Below are 23545 nucleotides of genomic sequence, written 5' to 3'. Positions count from 1 at the left end.
GGCAATCGTCCCGATGGGTGGACTCGAACCACCAGCCTTCCGCGTATCAGGCGGATGCGCTAACCAATTGCGCCACATCGGAAAAAATAGTCTTGGTCTGGTAGTTCTTTGGTCTTGCAGGGCTACTGCACGAGCGCAGCGAGCAGACTGCTGCGGGAACTCTACAGGGCCAAAAGACTACAATACTATATTGGGGAGAGGACATGTCCGGGGCATAATTATTAAGCCCGTTTCGGAGGCTTAGCAATTAATACCCCGGCGCATATCTCGCCGGTCGAACCGTTTATTTTTGTTGATCAAAATCATGGTTGGGTTGCTTCGTCGGGGGGATAATGATATGGAGGGCGGGATTAGTTGCAGCGCAGGGAAATAATTGAATAATTGAAGGAGAGAATAAGCGAATGGCTACCGCAGGTGCCGTTCGCTGCCCTGCGGGCGCTCACCTTAGACGAACAAGCGTAGCGCAGGGAGTGGAAATAGCGGCAGCCATTCCATTATTTCATTATTCTCTCATTCAATTATTAACTAAGCCTCTTCACGCAAAAAACCGGCAACCGCCTGTTCGCTATACTCCCAAAGTCGACGGGCAAGCTGTTCATTGCGCGCAATACTGGAGGGTTTCTGCAGGCACTGGTTTTCATCGAAATAGCGGCCTGAAACATCCTTCACCTCGGGGCTGGCAGCCAGGTACACAGAGGTGTCAGCGCCTTTCATGGGGGTGATGGCGAAGGGCTTGTACATTGACCACACTGCGCTGGTGAGGGTACCTGCCTTCTTGTTGGCCAGGCGGGTACCGACTACACCGGGGTGCAGGCAGTTGGTGGTCAACTCTTCACCGAAGCGACGGTCCAGTTCCATGGTAAAGAGTACGTTGGCCAGTTTGCTCTGGGCGTAGTGCTTCGATCCGTTGTAGGCTTTGGGTCCGTGTTCTCCCTTGAAGCTGCCGAAGTCGAGTCCGCTTTTTTTGTGTAGGGCGCTACTGACGTTGATGACCCGGCTACAAAGCCGGCAACAGCGAATGGCGGGCATCAGGGCCATGGTCAGTAAAAAGTGACCAAGATGATTGACGCCGAACTGTAGTTCGTAGCCGTCTTCTGTAAGTTCAAGGCTGTCGGTATAACAACCGGCATTATTGATCAGGACATCAAGCTTGGGGTGTTCCGCGAGGAACTCGTCGGCGGCAGCGCGAATGGAAGAGAAACTTGCCAGGTCAAGGGGCAGGGTGTCAATGTTCTGATTGCCGGTTTTTTCGGTAATCGCCTGCGCGGTGAGCTGCGCTTTTACCTCGTCACGACAAGCGAGGACCAAATGCGCACCCCAGCCAGCCAGCCGCTCTGCGGTGGCGCGGCCAATACCGTCGTTTGCTCCCGTAATGAGGATTGTTTTGTCTTTCATGCCGTGTGAAGTAACTAACACGGGAAAGGGGGGCTAGGGTTTAAGTCCTTTCCAAATATGCGCGTTGTTGCAACAGCGTCTACTGGTTTTGGTCTTCCTTGTCCACCCCCTTTTAACGTGGAAATAACTTTTACAACATTGTATGAATGAGGATCAGCTGCCCATAAAAGCTAATAGCAACTTATTCAATTTGTCTTGGTGCGTTAGCCCGAGACCGTGTGGAGCATCGTCGATACGGTGGTATTGGTTGTCGGAGATTCCTTTGGTGGCCCGATCGCCGGCAGTTTCGATGGGGACTATTTTGTCGGCTTTACCGTGAATAATCAGGGTGGGTACCGTTATGTTTTTAAGTTCTGCGCGGAAATCAATCTCTGCCCAGGCTTCGGCTGTTTTAACCGTAGCCCTGGGACTGGCATAGCTGGCAATACTCCAGTCATAGTGAAGCTGGGCCTCACTGACGGGCAGGTGAGTTTGCGTATTTGTCCCTAAACCCTGCACCTGTGCCCGCGCCGAAAAATACTACAGCACCAAGCTGGCCTCTCTGCGGATGGCGGCCTGGCCAACGCCAATGGCATCGTCTGGCTGGCGACTACTCATTAAACGAAGGCGACTGGCTACCTGTGTCCCACTCTCTGCCCCTTCGGCTGCCCGGATAATCAGCTGGCTAACATTATCGCGCGCCTGAACCATGATGGACCACAACGCATCGCTTACATATATCTGCTGGGTAACGTTGTACTCGAACTCCTCACGGATGGTCAGCAAGAGGTTGGCGGTATAGGCTTGGGCGCTTGTGTCTGCAGCGGGATTAATGCGTAATAAAAGATTTGGCACATTGATCCGCTCAAGCATCAACGTCAGTCGCTCACAGGCTTGTAACCGCAGTGCATTCGTGTTCTCTTTTGCATCGCCTTTAGTAGTGGCGACGGGTGCTTCAGCACGTTTTACTAAAGCGATAATGGTATCGTTGAGTTGCTTAAGGGTATTGTTTATGGTAGCAAAGAGGATACCCGCAATGAGCGCAAAGCCAAGAAAAAGTACCAGAAGGGTCGTCAGATCCATGTTATTTTTTTTCTGCTGGTGGGGAATTGTCATAAAACGACCTCCCGACCATACAATACTGTTCGGATATCAACCAGAATCATACCCCGGTTGTTTAACCAGCACCAAAGGTAAACTTTGTAATTTTGCCGAGCCAAAATCTATAACATGAGCGCCGACGTACAGACTGCTACTTCTACTTCCCCAATTACGATCACTCCTTCTGCTTTGGTACAACTCAAAGAGTTGCGTGCGGAGCTTAAAGTCGATCAGGATCACTTCCTTCGCATCGGTGTGCGCGGTGGTGGCTGTTCTGGTTTTGAATACCAATTGGGCTTCGATCTTCCGGAAGAAGATGATAAGCTGTACCAGATTGGCGATGAAACTGTTTTGATGAAGCCGGGGCACGCACTTTACCTGATCGGAATGGAGATCGACTGGGCCACGGGGCTGAATAACCGTGGGTTTACCTTCAATAATCCCAATGCTACGGAAACTTGTGGTTGTGGAACGAGCTTCAGCGCTTAAGGTTTGTCTGATTTAGATTTTGGCAGATTACTCCCGGCGCCCCTTTCCGTAAGGCGGGGTGTTCCTTTTTATTACCAAAAGTCGGAAGCGGAAATAGCCGGCGACGTTTACGAACGCTACGATGCGTTGGTGACCCGACAGACGGCTCTCCACCTGGCCGACGAGCTACACGGGGGTTATCCTTTTGCTACATTGCTGGAATACGTTAGTACCTGGCTTCCGGTTAGTAAACAACCACTTGCAGTAGCCGACCTGGGCTGCAGCGTTGGGCGTATAGCGGCCACATTGGCACAACGGTACGCTGACTGGGACGTGTACGGTTTGGACCTTAGTTACCAAATGCTGCGCCAGGCCCGTGACTTCTGGACGCAAGGAGTAAACTTACAACCTAACCTGATCCGGTTTGGCTGGGGTACTCCGGCCCTGGACGGCTACCAACTGGAAAACCTGCACTTTGGACTGTCCCGGGCCGAAGCCCTTCCTTTTCCCGATGCGTCGCTGGATGTGATCATCAACACCTTTCTGATTGACCGCTTGCCAGGCCCATTCTCCGCTTTTGCAGAGTGGCGGCGGGTCCTCAAACCTGGTGGTCGCCTCATTACCGTGTCTCCGCTCAATTTCCTCCAGCCAGATAGCTGGCGTAAGGCATACCCTCCCGTGAAAATACTTGACCACCTCCGGCAGGCCGGTTGGCGGTTGGACGATTGGACCGATCACCTGCCGCTGGCAGAACCAATGGATGCACGCGGGAATGCCGTAAACTGGCAATGCCTGGCTTTTGTGGTCGAACGATAGCACAAAAATCAATAAACCGGGCCCGGAATACCGTTGGGTCTGCTTAAAATCCCCTACCTTTTCCAAGATTTAGAGTTTGGCTACACTATCTGCACATGACCTTCCAACCGACGACCCTACCCGGCCTCAGGGCTAATTGTATCATTTGTCTGCTACTGGTATTCAGTGCCTGTGGGGGGCCGCGAACGACTACTTCGGCGGAATTGCCCTACAAGAAACTCATCCATAATGCGGAAGTGGAGACTTTAGCGGGAAACTACCTTGCGGCAGCGGAGAACTACCGGAAGGCTTACGACCAGAAGCCACGCAAAAAAGAGATACTGTTTAAAGCGGCAGAGTTGTTTGATCGGGTACGGGACTACAAAAAAGCAGCTAATGCCTACCAGTTTCTGGAGGCGGACGATCAACGCTGGCCCTTGCTGGGCCTGCAGTATGGCAGGGCATTGAAGCAGGATGGCCGGTACGAACAGGCGCGCCGGCAGTTGGGGCTGTTTATAGAGTCTTACAATGGGGCTGACCGAGCTATCGTAAAAGAGATTGTCAACAACGAACTGATGGGGCTACGCCTGGCACAGGAGGATGTGTCGGTGCCCGGAGCTGTAGACATCGATCGGCCAGGTAGGGGCGTAAATACCAGTGCCGATGAGTTTGGGCCGGTAGCGATTGCCGGCGATCAGCTGTTTTTTACGAGCACTGCCGGTGGGCAGAGCCGGCTTTACCAAAGCCGGCTGCAGGCTAAAGAATGGACGAAAGCGACGGTGCCGCCAGGCTTTCCCGTTATTGCCGAAGGGGAGTTCGGGACGGGAAGTTTCAGCGCAGACGGGCAGGTGTTCTTCTTTACCATTTGTAGTGGGTTGACGGGTGAGGATGCGACGAATCGCTGCGAAATATTCCGTGGTTCCCGGAATGCTTCCGGCATCTGGAGCCAGCCGGAGCGCTTGAACGCGGAGGTGAACCAACCGGGATCCACCAATACTTTTCCTTCCGTATTTATCGGCTCTGATGGGTTAGCCGTCCTGTATTTTGCCAGTGACCGCCCCGGGGGGAAGGGTGGAATGGACATTTACGTTAGTACGCAGATTCGGGCAGAAGATCCAACAACTTTTGCGGTGGCAAGGCCACTTTCCCGAACAATCAATACGGTCAGCGATGAGGTGACGCCGTTTTACGACCTGGAAAGTGGCGTGCTGTATTTTGCCAGTAACGGCCACCCGGGTTTTGGCGGTTTGGACGTCTTTCGGTCGGCGGTGGATGGCCTCGGCGATTTTCAGCGGCCGGAGAACCTGGGGCGGCCGGTAAATTCGTCTGCCGATGATTATGGACTCTCGCTTGCTGCGGGTACCGGGAGGGGCTACCTGACGAGTAACCGAAGCTTTGACGAAGTGAAGTTTAACACAACGGAAACGGATATTTATACCTTAAACTTTCGGGCAGGGAGGGCACGACTTAAGGCGATGGTGTATGATAATACGACGGGGTCGGAACTGGGGGGCGCTGAGGTGACTTTACTTGAATTGATGCCAGATGGTCGGGTCACGGAATTAGAAAAAAGAACTTTTCCGACGGGCATTTATGATTTTAACCTGCAGCCTGGAAGCAATTACCAAGTGGTGATCCGGCGCGAAGGTTACCAGGGAGCGGAGTATCAGGTAGAGACCAGCGAGGCCGGGTCCTCTCTTTATGGCCAGCCCGTTTTTCTGTTGCGAAATGCTATCCAGAATAGTACGGGGCAGGGGGCGCGGCCGCAGGTGCAAGGTGGAGGTAACCAGCAAGAGTTGCCACCCCCACCTACCGTGCCTGCGGGGAACGGAAGCCGACCTGACCCGGGGCTTGTTGGTCCTCCCCCTGCACCTGCGTCCGCGCCAAAAAATGTTGCACCGGTTGCTTATCGGATTCAGATCAGCGCCTCCCGTGACTTTGTTGCAGAAGACGGCAGGTACGAAAGGGTTCGGGCCATTGGTAATTTGCAGGCTGAACCTATTCCTGGCAAACAGTTACAGAGGATTACTGTCGGATATTTTACGGATGCCGCAGCGGCAAAGAAGGCACTGGCCTTTGTGCAGTCTAACGGTTTTCCTTCGGCCTTCGCTGTGCGGTACGATGATGGGCAGCGCCATGGCCTGGTCAGGCTGTAAGGCAACCGAAATGGGGGTGCGGAGGTTATTAAAAATAAAAATCATGTCTAACAAGCAAACAACCTCCTTTCGTGATCTCATCAACGGTGAAACTCCGGTGCTGATCGATTTTTTTGCCACTTGGTGTGGCCCTTGTCATGCGTACAGCCCAATCCTCCAACAATTGAAGAAAGATGAAGGAGAAGATCTACGTCTGATAAAAATTGATGTGGACCGTAATCAGGAAATTTGCCAGAAACTGAAGGTGTCCTCCATGCCCACGACCATCATTTTCCAAAACGGGGACATTAAGTTTCGTGCTGCCGGAGTACAGAGTATTGGTGTGCTGAAGGCGGAGCTGGCAAAGTTGCGCTCTTGATTCGTTAGTACAGACTTTTGCTGAAGGATTCGCCGTTTCTAAAGGCAGGAATACCGAACTATTTCCCTCTATTCCCCGCATGACCTTATATTGCGGCCGACAACTATGAATTCATCCCTAAGTCCTACCGCGATTCTTGGCATCATTGCCGTTTATTTCGCGGTGTTGGTACTCATTTCTTTTCTGACAAGCAGAAAGGGGAACGACAATGAGTCGTTCTTTCTGGCAGGGCGCAAATCGCCCTGGCCATTGGTCGCGCTTGGTATGGTAGGTGCCAGCCTCTCTGGCGTCACCTTTATCAGTGTGCCTGGCGCTGTTGGTGCGGGGGGGGCAAACGAGGCTTTCAGCTACATGCAGGTGGTTTTTGGCTACTTGCTGGGCTATCTGTTCATCGGAGTGGTTCTTTTGCCGCTGTACTATCGGTTGGGCCTGACCAGCATTTATGAGTACCTGAAAGGGCGGATAGGGCCCTATGCCTATAAGGTTGGCGCCTTCTATTTTTTGCTCTCCCGTGTAATCGGAGCCTCTTTCCGCCTCTTCCTTGTGGCAATTGTACTTCAGGAATTTGTAACTGGTCCGCTGGGAGTACCTTTTGGCGTTACTGTTGCGATCACAATTGCCTTGATCTGGCTGTATACCTTTCAGGGTGGTATTAAAACCATCGTGTACACTGACACCCTTCAGACGATCTGTATGCTCCTGGCTGCAGGTCTAACGGTCTATTTTATCGGTCAAGCGCTTGAAACTGACCTGGGAGGCATGGTAGAGTTGATTCGTAACAGCGATTATAGCCAGATGTTTTACTTCGAAGGCGGATGGACGGACCCCAACAATTTCTGGAAACAGTTTTTTAGCGGAGCGCTGATTACCATCGTCATGACCGGGCTAGACCAGGATATGATGCAGAAGAATCTGAGCATGCCAAATTTGAGGGATGCCCAGAAAAACATGGCTACGTTCAGCATCGTGCTCATTTTTGCGAACATTCTGTTCCTCTCACTGGGGGCCTTACTTTACATTTATGCTACCAGTGTTGGGCTTGCCATCCCTGAAGCATCCGACCAGTTGTACCCGAGTATCGCCCTTCGGCACCTGCCTGCCGGCGCGGGGGTGGTATTTGTTCTTGGGCTAATTGCTGCGGCATATTCGAGCGCTGATAGCGCGCTTACGGCATTGACGACTTCCTTCTGCGTTGATTTCCTGGGCATGAATGAAGCCGTACCCGGGGGTAAAGATGACGTTGCATTAGCGGCGGATAAACGTAAGCGGCTTTACGTTCACGTTGGCTTTTCAGTATTGCTGTTCTTCGTCATCCTTGCTTTTAAAACCATTGGTGACCGGGCAGTAATCAATAGTTTGTTTAAAGCGGCAGGTTATACTTACGGCCCGTTACTTGGGTTATTTGCTTTTGGACTATTTACCCGTTTGCGGGTACGGGAAGTGGTGCAAATCGGAAACTTTCAGCTACCGGCATTACTGCTCGTTTGTTTGGCTGCCCCGATCATCTCCATGCTGGTCGACGCTAACTCCGCTGAACTGATGTTGGGCTTTGAGTTTGGGTTCCTTATTCTGGCCTTTAATGGCCTGCTTACCTTCCTTGGTCTGGTGGCACTCAGCGATTTTGGAGACTTCCAATCGATCGAAGAAACTAACGATGATGGGTCAGCGACCGGAGAATAAGCGCTTTTAGCGGTCGGTATTTCCATTGTAATCCCGGTTGTGAGGCCAAAAGTTGTTGATGTATCTTGCGCGCCCTAACCGAAAATATCCAAAATATGTCCAAAATTCGTGCAGCCATTACCGGTGTTCAAGGCTACGTACCTGACTATGTACTTACTAATGACGAGCTGGCGACCATTGTTGACACCAACGATGAGTGGATCACTTCCCGGACCGGCATCAAAACCCGCCACATCCTGAAAGGGGAGGGGCAAGGAACTTCCGTCATGGTAACGGAGGCATTAAAGGGGTTGTTAGAGAAAACTAATACGGACCCATTGGATATTGACCTGGTGATTTGTGCTACGGTAACGGGAGATTCCATCTTTCCTGATACGGCGAATATTGCGACTTATAATACCGGGATGACAAATGCTTTCGGTTTTGATTTGAGCGCGGCCTGTAGTGGGTTCCTTTATGCCCTTACGGTTGGTGCAAAGATGATCGAAGGCGGGACACACAAGAAGGTCATCGTAGTTGGCGCAGATAAGATGTCTTCCATTATTGACTACACAGACCGTACAACCTGTGTGATCTTTGGGGATGGTGCCGGAGCGGTATTGCTGGAACCAACTGAGGAGGAAGGGATTGGCATCATCGATTATCAACACCATGGAGATGGAAGTGGAGAGAAGTACCTCTACTTAGTAGCGGGAGGTTCCCGAAAACCGGCTACCGTTGATTCAGTGATGGCCCGGGAGCACTTTGTGCGCCAGAACGGTCGACCCGTCTTTAAAGCTGCCGTTACCGGAATGAGCGACGTGGTGAAAAAAGTGATGAAACGAAATAACCTTGATTCGGACTCGCTGGATTGGCTGGTACCCCATCAAGCCAATATTCGGATCATCCAAACGGTGAGTAAGATGACTGATTTCCCATTGGAAAAAGTCATGGTGAATATTCACAAATACGGAAATACTACGGCGGGGACCCTTCCACTGTGCTTGTGGGATTATGAATCTCAGCTGAAAAAGGGAGACGATATTATTCTTACGGCTTTCGGTGGCGGGTTTACTTGGGGGGCTCTTTACTTGAAATGGGCTTACGACGGAAAAGGCTAAAAGAAGTTTTTACCAGGTTGTTATTGCATAGATCTCTGAACACGAGGCGTTGCTTTGCGTTAGTGTGACATAGCACCCTAAGGTAGTCCTTTCCGGGTGTGCGATAAGATGATTGCATGAACCGTGATGACCTGAAAAAGAGCGGACTTTTAGAACAATATGTACTGGGGCTGACCAGTCGTAAGGAATCCCTGATGATCCAGAAGATGCTGGAGGAGGATCCTGAAGTGAAAAAGGACTTCGATAAACTCAGAAGTGAGTTTGACGGCTATGTGGTTGACCAGGGGCTCCAGGTTCCGGATGACGGGCGCGAGCCTCGTAAACAGGAAGATTTTGATGACCTGGATTATGAGATGATCATGCAGATGACTGCCCGAAACCATTCTCTGGTGAAGTGGCGTTATGGCCTGGGTGTGTTGTGCTTGTTGTTACTTTGTCTTTGCGGGTTTCTTTTTCGGATAAGTGAGAACAACCACTCGAACTTAATCATTGAAAAGGCCGAGCATGCTCAGGATGAAACTTCTCATCACTTAGCATTAAAGCATGCCCTGAAGAGCATTCCTGAATGGCAGGACATCACTACCCAGAAAGTTGCTGTGAAGAACGGGGTGGTTCTTCTCCACCGACTTCTAAATCAGCACGTCGTTTTGCTCGATCTTTCTCACTGTGATGGCATTTCTGCCGGACATGTCTACCACGTGTTCTTCAACGGTCAGCTGAATGAGGACCCCGTATTGGTGATTTCAGGCAAAGACCGACTGGGGCTTCATCCCGTTTTACTTGAAAAAGAGACCAGCTCACTGCAAATTTATGGTAGAAGGATTGAACCGGCATCATCTATTGATGGTGGCGGAAATACGCTGATAGCAGACCTTTCTTTGGACGGAACTCCCATTTCAGGTACGCTGAAAACCCAATGAGTCATAAAATATTGATTTTTTCTATCCATTACTTGGTTTTCTGCCAAGCAATGGGGTTATTTATGCCCTATTCCATGAGCAACTTAGTCACCGCTTTCATCACTTTTAATCTACTTACCAATGACTTTGTTGTACGCTTTCTTATTTGCCTGCGCTATCGGAGGAGGACTGAGCTTGTCTTCTGCCCTTTTTGACGGTGCACGTAATTTTTAAACTGGAAGTTTTTTTCGATTTTTTCAGACGGATCAATATAATAAGCGAATATCTTTTGGCCGGATACTGATCTTCTGGCCATTCTGAGACGAAATTCTTCCCCATATGACCGCCCGTAGTTCTACGGGCGGTCGTTTTTTTGGCGATTGCCGGAGGCGGGAACGTATCTTTAGCCATAACCCATTCTTTTCTTACTTGCAGCCACTTATTCCTCCTTTTGTTCAACAACGCTTGCTCGCCGGAGAACTCTCCGGTGAGATAGTTGGGTTTACGCTAAATATCGATTTGTCGGGCTTTACGCCGCTAACCGAGTCTCTGATGAAGGAAGGCCCCATTGGGGCTGAGCGTTTGTCTCATATTCTGAATGAGATTTTTGAGCCGCTGGTTTCCCTGGCTTACCAGCGGGGGGGCTTCATCCCCTATTTTGCCGGCGATGCTTTTACGGCGGTTTTTCCGGGCAAACTCGATCGGTTGCATGCAATGCATTTGCTCCATACCGCAGAGCTTACCAGAAGGATATTTCAAAAAAGAGGTAACGAGTTCGGTGATGGCTACACCATTGGTGTCAAGGCAGGCTTAGCTGCCGGAGGGATCAGTTACGGCATCGTCGGTGAGGATTTGCGGGCTTTTTATTTCAGAGGTAAAGCCATTGACCGGGCAGCCTACTGCCAAACCCAGGCTAGCGACCAGGATATTGTGATCGACGAAGTTATGCACAGCTTGCTCGAAGATCAGATCATTGTAGCCGAGGAAATCGCGCAAGGAGCCTACCGCGTGGTGGGAGACATCAGTAATGCGGTGGATGATGTGCATTACCCTGCATTAAATCTACCTGAAATTGATCCGGAGATCGCCACAACCTTTCTACCTCCCGAGGTGGTACGATATGATCAAACCGGGGAGTTCCGTACGGTTGTATCTGCTTTTTTATCTTTCGATGAGGTAGGAAGCCATGACGAGTTAAATGAGTTTGCCACTGTAGTATTGAATCAGGTCAATGATTTCGGTGGCTACTTTAAAGAGGTGGATTACGGAGACAAGGGGTCTTTGATGGTAGTGTTTTTCGGCGCACCGGTTTCTTACGAGAATAATGCCGTCAGAGCACTGGAGTTCTCTCTGACCGTTAAGGCGGAACTCGATGCTTTACGGGAAGAAACTTCAATGGATTTTCGCTATCGAATTGGCCTCACGGTCGGAACTGCCTTTACGGGCTTTGTGGGCGGTAAGGAACGGGTGCAATATGCTTGTGTGGGGAACCGGGTTAATCTTGCCGCACGTATTATGAGCTCAGCAGACTGGCACGACATCCTGGTGGATGAAGAACTGGCAAAGGCTTCGCATTTTCGGTTTCAACTAAAAGGAGATATTCATTACAAGGGAATTCTGGCATCGGTGCCCACTTTTATGCTGCTAGGGCGCAGGCAAACCCTGGGTAAACCCAATTATGGGGGAGAATTGGTTGGTCGGGAAAAAGAGGTTGACCAACTACTCGATTTCGCGCAACCACTCTTTAATGCTCGTAGCGCTGGTCTTGTCTATGTTTTGGGGGAAGCTGGGATTGGCAAAAGCCGGCTTACGCATGAGGTTCACCGACAACTAAATCAGCAAGCCCCCGTAAACTGGCTGCTGGCAAGCGCAGATCAGATTCTGCGCAAGCCCTTTAACCCTTTTACTTACCTGCTGAAGCGGATGTTCCGACAGAGCCTTGACCTGGGTGTTGCACAAAACCAGCGGCGGTTTCAATTCAGAATAAGTCAAATAAAACAAGGTCTGCGACTGACCGGCAGGGAGGATGCTGCGGAAGTAATCACGGAACTGGAAAGGACGGACTCCATTCTGGCAGCTCAACTGGGTATTGCTCCACCTCGCTCACTCTGGACGCAATTAGACGCTCAGGGAAGGTACCTGAATACCATCGCTGCTGTAGTGAACCTGCTGGTTGCCGAAGCAATGATTCAGCCCACAATATTAGAGCTGGAGGACATCCATTGGATTGACGATGACAGCGTAACTGTTGTTCGGGAATTAGTTCGTAAAACCAATAATCTACCCTTGCTCATCATCGCTACTTCGCGGGCGGAGGATGATGGCACTTATTCACGGCTAATCTCCGAAGAGGAACGGGAGAAGATTGAGCTGAAAACACTTTCGGTTGAAATTTCGGCACTTGACGAATCCGCTGTGCGAAAAATGGCAGAAATCACCCTGGGGTCAGCCATCGGAGACGATTGCCTGACCACCTTGCTTCGGGCCACAAACAGCAATCCCTTCTACCTGGAGCAGGTTCTGGAGTACTTCAGAGAAAATGAATTATTGGTGGAGGATGAGGACGGCGTACTAAACCTAAGTGATGAAAGTATTAAACTCTCCACCAGCATAACCTCCATCCTTACTTCACGGATCGACCGGCTTTCTGACATGGTGCGCGAAACAGTAAAAGCTGCCGCAGTAATTGGCCGGGAATTTGACATTCCCGTTCTTTCTGAGGTTATCCGGGAGGACAGTGGCCTGGCCACGACCGAAGAGGCAATGACCATGCTACGCGAACAGATCGAAGTAGCTGAAAAGGGGCAGATATGGAGCGCCATGAATGAATTGCGCTACATTTTCCGGCACAGCCTTTTGCGGGAGGCGGTATACAGTATGCAACTAACCACCAGGTTGCAGCAACTGCACCGGCAAATTGCTCACGCCATCGAAAAACTTTACGATGAGAACATCGAAGAGCGCTACGTCGACCTGGCCTTTCACTACGAACAAGCCGGAGAGAAAGAGCAAACGGTACAATACCTGAGCAAAGCCGCAAATTATGCCCGCTCCAATTTCCAAAACCAACAAGCACTGGATCTATACGAACGGCTTATTGAGAAATTTGTCAATCAGCCTGATCAGGAGGTTACGGTAAATACCCACATCAACCGGGCCAAAGTATTAGAAATTGTCGGCAGATGGGATGAAGCACAGGTTGCCTATGAGCAGGCACAACGAATTGCTAAATCCAGCCGGGACATCGTTTTGCTGGGACGGACTAATAACCACCTCGGACGCTTACATACCCTTAAGGGCGATTATGAAAAGGCCATGGATTTTTTGCGGATTGCAGCCGGACTATTTGAATCAGTAGACGACATCTTCGGTATTGCAAGGACCCACAGCAACATGGGCAATCTTTATTTCCGGACTGCCCACTATCAGGATGCACTGACCTATTACCGAAAATCACTGAATAACGGCTTTAGCGAAGCGGGAACCTCAAGCGCAGCAGAGACGATCAGCCACCTCGGACTAACCTATATGAACCTGGGGAATTATTCTGAGGCAATTAGTGTAGTGAAAGAGCAAATTCCCCGGCATCAGGAAAATCAGGACAAAATGGGCCTTGCCTCATTGCATACTAATCTGGGAATCATTTACTTCGAAAGCGGAGATTACGAGAAATCGAAAGAACACCATTACGCAGGCTTGGAGTTTGCAAAAGAATTGGGGAACAAACGCCTGCAAGCCATTGGGCTTGGGAGCCTCGGTAGCGTCTTTGAACGTGAGGGGGATTATGAAGCAGCCATTGAGCACTTTACCAAAGACCTGGTAATTTGTCAGGAGTTGGGGGACCGGCAAGGAATTGCGGTTGTAGAAGGGTTGGTCGGTGACCTGAACAGTGTAATGGGAGAATTTACCATAGCAATTCAACACCTGGATCGTAGCCTAAGCATCAGCCGGGAACTTGGCTATCGTAAAGGCGTGGCTAAAGCGGTTAATACCCTGGGAGATATCTATTACCTCCAGGGCCAGCACGATATTTCCCTGATGTATTATGATCAGGCAATAGAAATTGCCCGTAGCACAAATAACCGGCTGGTGCTGGGGTCCAGCCTCGAGGAGAAAGGGCGGGTACTATTGGCCGATGGCCAATTGGAAGCCTTGCGCACAATTGAGACGGAAGCATTAGCTGTTGCCGAAGAGCTCGGTAATCCGGAACTGTTGACCGGCGTTCGCTTACTTCATGCATTGGCGCTCGCTGCCTACGATCCCGCCAATACGGAAGAGGCCCTCCGGCAGGTAGAGGAAGTCCAGGCCGAAAGCGACCTCAGTGCGGAAAAGCGTGCCGAAGCCAGCCTTACCCGCTTCCGGATAAGTGGGGGAATTGACGACGATGCGCGGAAAACAGCCCTGGAACATTATGAGGCGCTCTACACCGAAACGCCAAAGTTTGTGTACAACTATTACCTCTCGATCTTACGGGAAGAGTAGACGAAAACTAGCTGCGCTCTTTTTCTTGGTAGACGGGCTTTGCCCTTGGTAGGGAAAGGGTAGTGTTACCGCAGGTGACTGCTAGCTACGCTCGTAAGTTCCGGTTATAATTAAGGTTCCTACAAACGAAGTGAGCAGCCTCCTGCGGGAGCACTACTTACTACCCTCTGCTTACTGTCTACTAAAAAGGCCGCAGGCCTTTTAACCCTGTCCCGTTATCCGCAGTGCCTCCGGCACTGGAATCCGGACACCGTTGTTTTTAGCAACTACGAAGGCCCCGTTCACACCCATCGTTTTGAGGCGATCGCGTAACTGTGCAGCATTAGCGTAAGTACGGAACTGGCTGACGACGACTTTTTGCACCCCGTCCTGTTCCTGTAGTTCCAGCGCGTTGCCGGTGGACAGGTCCGGGTTTACCGTATTCTTGGCGTAAGCCCCAAGCTGAACCTGGAAGATGACACCCGCCACAACGGTTTGCTGATCGGTGTCGAGACGGTCATTGGTTGCCGCGGCCGCAGCACGGGCATTAGCATCAGCGACCTGCTGGCGCAGCTGGTCGTTCTCCATCTGAGCATTGGTGAGGTTGGCACGCAGGGCGGTAATGTCCTGGCTATTAGCACCACTCTGGGTCCGATACTCGTTGAGTTGCTGTCGGGTGGTGGCAAGTTGGGCCTCCGTTGTTTCACAATCTTCTACGAGCTGGCGCAGCGCGTCGGGGTTTTTCTTGTAGGTTGCGGCAAGGCTGGCCCAGTCACGTCCGCCATCAGGCGAGGTTGCAGCGGAGGTTGTCTTCTTCGAACAGCTGGAGAGGACAAGTAATAAGGCAAGAGAAAAGAGGAGCGTGAATTTTTGCATGGTGGTATGGGTTTTGAAACACTAAAGCTAATACACATTTATCATCGGGAGGTTGGGTGAATACTGTACATTGCTCGTTAAAAGCTGATTTTTGCATCCTGCGGCCGCGCCTTATTGGTCTAGTGGTCTTGTAGTTCGGTGGTCTTGTAGTGCTACCGCAAAGGGCATCTCGCTATCGCTCGGGGCGATTGCCCCCACGAGCGATAGCGAGCATAGGACGCACATTACAAGACCACAAGACCACAAGACCACAAGGCTACTTACTCGCGCTAAGCGCCCGGAAAGTACTCAACCCACAAGCCAGGAAATTTTCATAAGTCTCCGCATCCGGGGTATAGGCCACTGGGGGGTTGAGGGTAGTGCCATCGGGGCTAACAAGCACATAGTAAGGTTGAGAAGACTTGGCGTAGATGGTTTGCTGCAGGTACTGCCACTTTTTGCCAACATTGTCGATCAGGCGGGTCCGGCCGGTGCCGTCCATCCGGTCTACTTCGCGCTGTTGAGCCTTGGGGAGTTCCGTCCGGTCATCCACGTAGAGGCTAACGATGACATACTCGTCGGTCAGGTAGCGTTTTACATTATCGACGGTCCAGACGTGTTCTTCCATTTTGCGGCAGTTGACGCAGGAATAACCGGTGAAATCCAGCATCACGGGCTTGTTGACCTTACGGGCGTATGCAAGGCCTTCTTCGAGGCTCTTGAACGGCGTAATGTTCAGGTTCTCATCACAGGGCAGAAAGTAGTTGTAGCATACGGGCGGAGCAATACCGCTGAGGACGTTACGGCCACGGTAGGTGCCGGTGTCACCGTCTGCTGTGAGGCCCATTGCGAGGTAGCCGGTGAAGACCACGGCGGCTACCGCAATTACTACACCAATGGGACTTCTTTTGCGTTTTTTACTGTCGAGGGGGAAGCTGATGAAGCCAAATAAGTAGGCTGCAATGCCGATGGCGCAGAGAATCCATACCAGGAGGAAGGGCTCAATGCGGAGAAGGTCCCATTCACCGACCAGGTCGGCCGTACTGAGGAATTTGAAGGCGAGGGCAACTTCAACAAAGCCAAGTACTACTTTAACGCTGTTTAGCCAGCCGCCACTTTTGGGCATGCTTTGCAGGAAGCCGGGGAAGGCGGCAAAAAGTGCGAAGGGAAGACCCAACGCCACGCCGAAGCCGGCCATGCCCGCCGTAAGGGGCCAGGCACCGCCGCTGAGGGTTTCAACCAGCAGGCTGCCAAGAATCGGGCCGGTACAGCTGAAGCTGACCAGCGCGAGGGTGAGCGCCATGAAGAAAATACCGACAATACCACCAGAGCCTTCGGCTCTGCTGGCGCGGTTGCTCCAGCTTTCAGGCAGCGTTAGTTCGTAGAAACCGAAGAAGCTGCCGGCGAAGAACATGAAGACAAGGAAGAAAACGATGTTGAGGTAAACGTTGCTGGCAATAGTATTCAGAATACTGGGGTCCAGTCCTTCCAGGAGGTGAAACGGCGCACTGAGCAGTACGTAGATCATGAAAATGAAAAAACCGTAGAGGCCAGCCTTACGAATGCCTTCACCCCGGGTGCCGCCGCTCTTAGTGAAAAAGCTGACGGTGAGCGGGATCATCGGAAAGATGCAGGGCATCAACATGGCGAAGAGGCCGCCCAGAAGGCCAAGGCCGAAGATGGCCCAGAGACTTTTGCCCTGGGTAGTGCTGGCGCCTTCGCTGCACGTGCCTACGGGCTCGGGGATGAAATTGGCGGAAATACCTAGTTCATTGGTGGTTACAACGGGGGTGTTTGTGAGACCTTTTCCCATTTCACCGGTAATTCCGTCGATGGAGGCGGCAACGGGGTCAGCGCTGAGGTTGAGGGCGAAGGGCACTTCTTTCGGAGGGAAGCACATTTCCTCGTCGCAGGTCTGGTACTCTACGTAGCCCTTAATTTCCGGCTGTCCGTTTATGCGGACGACCTGGCTGTAGACCACGGTTCCGCCATCGATTTTATCGACCTCGGCGTCCCAGGCCTTATCGTATTTGTGCTTCAGTGTAGCGCTCTCCTCGGTCGATTCGCCCAGGAGGGTAATGGCATCATTTGGCTCAAGCAGGAAGGTAGTCGGGATGAAACCGATAGTAGGGTCTCCGTCTTTGCTGTAGATCGTCCACCCTTTAGAAAGGGTGCCGGTCATGCTGACTTTATAGTCCGTTTCATTGAGTTGATCAACGGTGAAAACCCAGCTGACCGGATCGTTTTCGTTGGCCGGGGTGCCTTCTGCCCGGTAGGTGGCCACGGGGTTGTTGTTGGAAGAAACCCTGAGTTCTGGCTGAGCAGGAGCTGCGGGAGTGCCATTTTTTTTGGGCGCGGGCGCAGGTGCAGAAGTAGGGGTGGCAGGAGCAGGGGAGGTCGAAGCAGTGCTGGTAGCCTGCAGAGAGGGCGTTGTTGGCGGTGGCTGGGTTACTGAGCTGGCGGGGCCGGGGGTAACTGCCCCTTTGGGCGGACCGGCAGCCGGCAACACGTAGCTGAAAACTTCATCCGTTGGCGGAAGGCACTGTTCATCGTCGCAGCACATCCATTCAACTGACCCTTCGATGGGTTTGCTGAAGTCTTTGACTTTTACCCGTTGGGTCCATACCACCGGCTTGTCGTCAAGAAACTTGATTACTTCCACCCCGAACATATCGTCCATGCCGGATTTCTTGTGTCCCTCCTCTTTGCCTTTACCTACCAGCTCGTAGTGGTCCCCTGGCTCCCAGACAAAACTGGTGGGTATCGGGCCACCTTCTGGCGTGTACTGGCTATAGATCGAAAAACCGTCCTCGGCCCTTGAGGTCGCGATCAGGTCAAACTCATTGCCCTCCACTTGCTTGTAACTGAAATCCCAACGAATGGGGTTACTAAACTGAGCAGTGAGGCCAAGGGTAAGGGTGAGAAGCAGAAAAGTGAAAAGTGATCGTAACATGGGAAATGAATTTGCCGACGGGGCGCAAAAATACGGCGGATTTGCAGGAGTTCCTGCCTTGGTAAGAAGGTTTTGCTGACAACGGCGGAGGCTGTCGGGCCTTGCCAGCTTAAGCAGATCCTGCTTACTAAAACCCTACGAGTTAAAAGAGGATAGGGTTGCCTCCGATTCGGGAATTAAACGATGAACGGAGTGGCTTAGTTTTGCTGAGAAATAACTTTGTACTACAAACGTAGTATTAAAAATGGATTGGGCAAATTTCTTTTGGGCTATCCGGTCAAAGCCGCAGCTATAGTTGTCGCCATCTGGTGCCCTACCGCCGCAACTTATCCTCCTCCTTAAGCTTCTGCAGCCGTTCCCAAAACGCTTGTTGCTTGAGCTGTTCGGCTTCTTCGGCACGTTCCTTTTTTGTTTTGGTGAAAGCATCGGGCTCCAGAAAGTGCTCCTTCTGTCGAGGGGTGCGCCGGGCAAGATCCTTGTTGCGTTTTTCAATCTCATGGTCTTCCAGCTGGCCCCGAAACATCCAGCCAGCCAAGGCGCCCATCACGCCACCCATCAGGTGGCCTTCCCAGCTGATGCCCTCTTGCCCGGGTAATATACCTGCGGCCATACCACCATAATAGAACAATACGATCAGCGCTACCACGATCGCCCGGAAGTCCCGCCGGAAGATGCCACTGAAGGCCAGGAAGGAGGCCAGGGCGTAGACCAGTCCACTAGCTCCGATGTGCGCTTCGGGGGCGGTGTTGAGGTCGATCAGGGTATTGAGCGGACCGCCCAGTGCCCAGAGTAAGGCACCGGAGCCAAGCCATAAGCTCGTTAGTATCCGCGGCCAGAGGCGCGGGTAAAAGAAGATCAGCATTCCGCTGAGCGACAGAAACGGCAGCGAATTACTCAGCAAATGCCCCCAGCTGCCATGGAGGAAAGGAAAGAAGAGAATCCCCTTCAGCCCCACGATCTCGTTCGGCCGCAGGGCGTACCAATAAGTTAGCGAACTACCGGTGAGGTAGGTGTCGACAATAAACACGGCCCACATCAACCCCAGAAAGACGAGCGGCCATTTGATTACGTTGATGAGGTTGCGTTTGCGGAGCATTTTATAGGATTCAGTTTTTAATAATCAGTTCTCAGGATGCAGACATCAGGACTTAGGTTGTAGTATTCAGCAACCAAGAATGGAACAGTTCTAAAAATAAACAAATGTCGGGTACTGAACCCCGGCACCTGAATACTGACGGCTGAAACCTAAGTACTGAATACTGACCGCTGATTCCTGAATACTGACTCCTGAACACTACCCCTCTTCCTCACTATCAGGCATCTGTTTATCCTCGTACAGCCGGTCAAACATCGTCTCTACGCGGGTCATTTCGTCGAGCGTTTCGTCGATGAAAAAAGAAATGTCGGGGATGCGGCGGATGTGCCGTCGAACGCGGTACGCCAGGGCGGCCTTTAATCGCTGATGGTCTTGATTCATCTGCATGAGGACTGCCTGCTTATCGTCGGTATTCCAAATACTGACGTAGATTTTGCATTGGCTAAGATCAGGGGTAGGGTGCACCTCCGTGACGGTAACTAATGGCTGGGCGCCGTAGATATAAGAACCTTCCTGCTGCAGGACGATGCTAAAATTACGCTTTATCATTTCGGCTACCTGCCGTTGTCTTTTGGATTCCATGTTGGGGATTTATGTCAAATAACGTCTTGGAGGGTGGGGGAGTTGCGCAGGCACAACCGGAACTCGGCGAACGGGGCCAGCTAAAGTATCGCTGTCTCACTGGGCTCGACCAAGTCCCACAGGTTGCCATACAGGTCGGCAAAGACGACGACGCGGCCGTAGGGGAAGTCATTTGGCGGTCGGATGATCTCAATTTCATGGGCCAGCAGGTTGGCGTAGTCCCGCTCAAAATCATCGGTGAACAGAAAAAGAAAAACCCGGCCGCCAGCCTGATTGCCGATGAAATCGCGTTGTTTTTCGCCCCGGCCTTCTGCCAGCAACAGCGCCGCGCCGTTATCGGATCCGGGCGGGCGGACGACGACCCATCTTTTATCCTGTTCGGGCTGGTAGGTGTCTTCCACCAGCTCAAACTTTAACTTCCGGACGTAAAAATCAATGGCGTCGTCGTAATTGTCTACAACCAGGGCGATTCGGGCGAGGGTTTGTTTCATGATGATGGTTTTAAGGTTAGGTGGAGACAAGTTATGAATTTGAAGAGACCTTTTCTACCTTGCTCCTGTTGTCCCTTACCCCTGCACCTGCGTCCGCGCCCAATGAGTCTTGAAGCATCAGGTTGAAGGATTCAGCATTCAGGTTTAAGTGCTCATTATCCAGAACGGATAGCTTTTAAGCCCTGAACCCTTGCTCCTGAATTCCGAGCCTGAACCCTGATACCTGTAACCTGATTACTAAACACTGATTACAGAATCCTGTTCCCAGATAAACGACCAATGGAAAAGAACGTACTAGGTACCCCGCTAATCTCTTGCTGCACCGATCCGATGACCGGTTTTTACCGCGACGGCGTGTGCAATACCGGCCCAACGGATACCGGCCGCCACGTAGTCTGTGCCATTGTGACGGAGGAGTTCCTGACATTTAGCCGCAGCCGTGGGAATGACCTGTCCACCCCCCGTCCCGAGTACCAATTTCCCGGCCTGCGCCCGGGCGATGGTTGGTGCCTGTGCGCCCTGCGCTGGAAGGAGGCCTGGGATGCAGGCATAGTTGTGCCGGTGAAGCTGGAGGCGACGCACCAGAAGGCATTGGAGTACATCGATTTTGAGTGCTTACTGGAAGCTAAATTAGTGGGTAGTGAATAACAGGTAGTTTTACCGCAAGGGAGAATGCTCACTTCGTTCGTTCGGCCCCTCTGTGCGTATTCCGTGCCTCCCTCTGCGCAACCTCTGTGAAAACAAAGCTGCGTAGCAGCCGGGCGCAGCGAGTTACGTCCTGCGGCAGCACAAACCACTACAGACTACTAACCAAAAACCTACAACCCCTCAAACAAGTCGTCCAGGTCGTCAAAACTCTTATAGCCCACCTTTTCCTCGCTGCTGCCACGAACGGCAAAACCGAAGACGGGATGAGCGTCCTTCAACGCTATGGGGTCGTTTCCGTCAAGGCTTATTTGCAACAAACAGGGGCGACTGCGCAAGAGCGCGTCAAGATCGGGCAGACCGAAGGGGTGGCCAGACACCAGGTCATTCCAGGTGATGCCGCCTTGTTCAAAGTCGAGAATAACCAATGCCGCTTCAGGGTGGTTAGCGATGCCTTCCGCTACGTCTTCGCTGCTTTGGTGGCCGGAAACGGGGACGTGGCTGATGACATCGATGCCCGCTTCGGTCAATTTTTCGGGCGCGGCCGCAGGTGCAGCGGACGTTATTAAGGCTGTGCCAATGTTCTGTTGTTGGAGCAGCTGCGCGGTAGCGGCACCATCTTCAACCTGGCCAAGTTCGGCTACGATGGTGGGCCCTTCCACCCATTCGCGCAGGGCGTTGAGGTAATCCCAACTGATGCCTTCGGCAACGCCCTCACCGATGGGGAAGGCGAGGTAATCCACCTCCCAGGCTGCGAAATAACGAGCGTCGGTCAGATGGGTAATGCCGGAGGCAAGGACTTTGGTGGCTAGCATGGCTTGCTTATTTTTCGCAAAGGTAGAAATGGAGAAGGATAACCACTAAGACATTAAGGCACTAAGGAGATGTTTCATTTGGAATAACCATTCAGGACATTCAGGCATTGAGGAAAGGGGAATGCGGAGGATCCTATTGGCAAAGTGAAATGAGTGAATAAGAGAACAGCTCCCGCCGTTTCCACTCCCTGCGCTGCGCTTGTTCGCCCAGGTGAGCAAGCGCAGCGTCGCGAACGGTACTTGCGGTAGCCATTCACTCCTTTAATTATTCTCTCCCTCACCCCACCTCCTTAGGGTAACAAACAAAATACTTCCGAAACGTCCGTGGTTCGATGCCAAAATCGCTGATTTTGGACATGGGGACGACGTCTCCGGACTTGGTCAATACCATGATCTCCTCTTTATTAAGGGTATAAGCACTGTTGCTTTCCTCGCCGCTGATGAGGAAAGCCTCGGCACCTCTGGGCAGGTCTCGGTGCTTGGCCAGCGACTGGCGGATGCTGGCCAGATAACCATCGGAGAAGGGCTCGTTGGAGAATTCAAGTCGGAAGAGCCGGCGGTTGATGAGGCCGTAACTGAGGTAGGCGAGCAGTTGGTCGGGGTGTTGCTGCCAGGCTTTGACGGCGGAGGTGATGTCGGTGTCGTCGAGGGCGGCGAAGCAGTCGAGCAACTGATTACGGCGAACCTGGAAGTCTGCGCTGGTGATCCGGTTTTTCAGAAAAAACTCGAGGCTGGGTGGTGCCCACACTTCGGTGCCGGACCGGCTCAGGTCGCGGGCACGTTGCAGCACGAGGATGAGCATTTGCTCGGCGGCCACCACCGTTTTGTGGAGGTATACCTGCCAGTACATTATCCGCCGGCTGGTGAGGAAGCGCTCTACGGAGTAAATGCCTTTTTGCTCTACCACCAGGCGATCATCGGCCACGTTCAGCATCTTGATGATCCGGTCGTAGCCGATCACTCCTTCGCTTACGCCGGTGAAGTAGCTGTCGCGGTTGAGGTAATCCATCCGGTCCATATCCAGCTGGCCGGTGACGAGCTGGTGCAGAAAGTGTTTCTTGTATTTGCCCCGGAAGATCTTGATGGCCAACTCCAACTTACCGCCAAATTCGTCATTCAGACGCTCCATGAAATGAACTGAGAGCTCTTCGTGGTGGGCTTCGATCAGGGTATGCTCCAGGGTGTGGGAGAAAGGGCCGTGACCGATGTCGTGTAGCAGGATGGCAATGTGGACAGCCTCGGCTTCCCGTTTGTTGATTTTTACGCCTTTACTTTTCAGGCTGGCCACCGCCTGGCCCATCAGGTGCAGTGCCCCAAGAGCATGGTGGAACCGGGTGTGCAAGGCCCCGGGGTACACGTAGTGCGTCAGGCTGACCTGCTTGATGCTGCGCAGGCGCTGGAAATAGGGATGCTCCACCAAATCAAACAAGATCCCGTACGGAATACTGACGAAACCGTAGACTGGGTCGTTGAGGATTTTGTGGGTTTTTTCCATGGGGATGCAGCGGGTTATGATGATTCGAGGTGGGGCAAGATACGGAGTTAGGCGCTTTAAGGTTGTTTCGTTCCCCGGTACTTGTGCCGGTAGGCTACGTTCCGGCACAAGTACCGGGGAACAAAATGCCTGCTCCTTAAAAAAGCCTTCCCCTGCACCTGCGGCCCCGCCTTATTAGCTGGTAGTGGGTGGAAGGTAGTGCTACCGCAAGAGCTTGCTCA

19 protein-coding genes and 1 tRNA gene are annotated in these 23545 nt (G+C 52.1%); 9 read left to right on the top strand and 11 right to left on the bottom strand.

The features are described 5' to 3' along the window. Nucleotides 1–8: 8 nt before the first annotated feature. The 4 genes from B036_RS0101240 to B036_RS31475 form a co-directional block, all read right to left on the bottom strand. Nucleotides 9–82 (bottom strand) — tRNA-Ile (locus B036_RS0101240). Between the two features lie 443 nt (nucleotides 83–525). Beyond that, entirely contained in the window at nucleotides 526–1395 is an 870-nt protein-coding gene (locus B036_RS0101235) for an SDR family oxidoreductase (RefSeq protein WP_020566866.1), read from the bottom strand. A gap of 153 nt (nucleotides 1396–1548) precedes the next feature. Beyond that, entirely contained in the window at nucleotides 1549–1893 is a 345-nt protein-coding gene (locus B036_RS27600) for an alpha/beta fold hydrolase (RefSeq protein WP_020566865.1), read from the bottom strand. Between the two features lie 21 nt (nucleotides 1894–1914). Beyond that, nucleotides 1915–2457 carry a DUF7935 family protein gene (locus B036_RS31475; RefSeq protein ID WP_157471983.1) on the bottom strand — a complete coding sequence of 181 codons (543 nt, stop codon included), beginning with the start codon at nucleotides 2455–2457 and terminating at the stop codon, nucleotides 1915–1917. A gap of 147 nt (nucleotides 2458–2604) precedes the next feature. Between B036_RS31475 and B036_RS0101220 the strand changes: the two genes are divergently transcribed. The 8 genes from B036_RS0101220 to B036_RS0101180 all read left to right on the top strand — a co-directional run bounded on the left by B036_RS0101220 (nucleotide 2605) and on the right by B036_RS0101180 (nucleotide 14413). Beyond that, nucleotides 2605–2964: a HesB/IscA family protein gene (locus B036_RS0101220; protein WP_020566863.1), complete on the top strand. Its 360-nt coding sequence runs from the start codon at nucleotides 2605–2607 to the stop codon at nucleotides 2962–2964. A gap of 3 nt (nucleotides 2965–2967) precedes the next feature. Continuing rightward, entirely contained in the window at nucleotides 2968–3759 is a 792-nt protein-coding gene (locus B036_RS0101215) for a class I SAM-dependent methyltransferase (RefSeq protein ID WP_020566862.1), read from the top strand. Between the two features lie 95 nt (nucleotides 3760–3854). Next, complete coding sequence (locus B036_RS0101210) at nucleotides 3855–5894, top strand: tetratricopeptide repeat protein (RefSeq protein WP_020566861.1); 2040 nt, start codon at nucleotides 3855–3857, stop codon at nucleotides 5892–5894. Nucleotides 5895–5937: 43 nt separating this feature from the next. Further along, on the top strand, nucleotides 5938–6252 hold the full coding sequence (locus B036_RS0101205; RefSeq protein ID WP_026231563.1) for a thioredoxin family protein: 315 nt from the start codon (nucleotides 5938–5940) through the stop codon (nucleotides 6250–6252). Between the two features lie 105 nt (nucleotides 6253–6357). Continuing rightward, nucleotides 6358–7932, top strand: coding sequence for a sodium:solute symporter (locus B036_RS0101200; RefSeq protein ID WP_020566859.1), 1575 nt, complete (start codon nucleotides 6358–6360; stop codon nucleotides 7930–7932). Nucleotides 7933–8027: 95 nt separating this feature from the next. Next, entirely contained in the window at nucleotides 8028–9032 is a 1005-nt protein-coding gene (locus B036_RS0101195; RefSeq protein ID WP_020566858.1) for a beta-ketoacyl-ACP synthase III, read from the top strand. Between the two features lie 116 nt (nucleotides 9033–9148). Then, nucleotides 9149–9952 (top strand): hypothetical protein, encoded by an 804-nt coding sequence (locus tag B036_RS0101190; protein WP_020566857.1) that lies wholly within the window; start codon nucleotides 9149–9151, stop codon nucleotides 9950–9952. A 318-nt stretch (nucleotides 9953–10270) separates the two neighbouring features. Continuing rightward, the gene (locus tag B036_RS0101180) at nucleotides 10271–14413 is read left to right on the top strand and encodes a tetratricopeptide repeat protein (RefSeq protein ID WP_020566856.1); all 4143 of its coding nucleotides are present in this window, start codon (nucleotides 10271–10273) and stop codon (nucleotides 14411–14413) included. Nucleotides 14414–14614: 201 nt separating this feature from the next. On the opposite strand, the gene B036_RS0101175 is transcribed toward B036_RS0101180, so the two are convergent. The 5 genes from B036_RS0101175 to B036_RS0101155 all read right to left on the bottom strand — a co-directional run bounded on the left by B036_RS0101175 (nucleotide 14615) and on the right by B036_RS0101155 (nucleotide 20369). Further along, the gene (locus tag B036_RS0101175; RefSeq protein ID WP_020566855.1) at nucleotides 14615–15268 is read right to left on the bottom strand and encodes a hypothetical protein; all 654 of its coding nucleotides are present in this window, start codon (nucleotides 15266–15268) and stop codon (nucleotides 14615–14617) included. A 256-nt stretch (nucleotides 15269–15524) separates the two neighbouring features. Further along, on the bottom strand, nucleotides 15525–18200 hold the full coding sequence (locus tag B036_RS27590; RefSeq protein ID WP_020566854.1) for a cytochrome c biogenesis protein CcdA: 2676 nt from the start codon (nucleotides 18198–18200) through the stop codon (nucleotides 15525–15527). 313 nt (nucleotides 18201–18513) lie between these two features. After that, the gene (locus B036_RS27585) at nucleotides 18514–19296 is read right to left on the bottom strand and encodes a rhomboid family intramembrane serine protease (protein WP_020566853.1); all 783 of its coding nucleotides are present in this window, start codon (nucleotides 19294–19296) and stop codon (nucleotides 18514–18516) included. A gap of 198 nt (nucleotides 19297–19494) precedes the next feature. Then, nucleotides 19495–19878, bottom strand: a complete 384-nt coding sequence (locus tag B036_RS0101160) for a ribosome-binding factor A (protein ID WP_020566852.1) — start codon at nucleotides 19876–19878, stop codon at nucleotides 19495–19497. An 80-nt stretch (nucleotides 19879–19958) separates the two neighbouring features. Beyond that, on the bottom strand, nucleotides 19959–20369 hold the full coding sequence (locus B036_RS0101155; RefSeq protein ID WP_020566851.1) for a VOC family protein: 411 nt from the start codon (nucleotides 20367–20369) through the stop codon (nucleotides 19959–19961). Nucleotides 20370–20648: 279 nt separating this feature from the next. On the opposite strand from B036_RS0101155, the gene B036_RS0101150 reads away from it, so the two are divergent. Further along, nucleotides 20649–21017, top strand: coding sequence for a DUF2237 family protein (locus B036_RS0101150; RefSeq protein WP_020566850.1), 369 nt, complete (start codon nucleotides 20649–20651; stop codon nucleotides 21015–21017). Between the two features lie 170 nt (nucleotides 21018–21187). Here the strand turns inward: B036_RS0101150 and B036_RS0101145 are convergent, their stop codons facing one another. Further along, the gene (locus B036_RS0101145) at nucleotides 21188–21829 is read right to left on the bottom strand and encodes a hypothetical protein (protein ID WP_020566849.1); all 642 of its coding nucleotides are present in this window, start codon (nucleotides 21827–21829) and stop codon (nucleotides 21188–21190) included. A gap of 277 nt (nucleotides 21830–22106) precedes the next feature. Continuing rightward, on the bottom strand, nucleotides 22107–23324 hold the full coding sequence (locus B036_RS0101140) for an HD domain-containing protein (RefSeq protein ID WP_020566848.1): 1218 nt from the start codon (nucleotides 23322–23324) through the stop codon (nucleotides 22107–22109). Nucleotides 23325–23545 lie beyond the last annotated feature (221 nt).

Source organism: Neolewinella persica DSM 23188 (genome assembly GCF_000373105.1).
Classification (GTDB): domain Bacteria; phylum Bacteroidota; class Bacteroidia; order Chitinophagales; family Saprospiraceae; genus Neolewinella; species Neolewinella persica.
The sequence above is the reverse complement of the archived record's forward strand: the minus strand, read 5'-3'. Positions and strand labels throughout refer to the sequence as shown.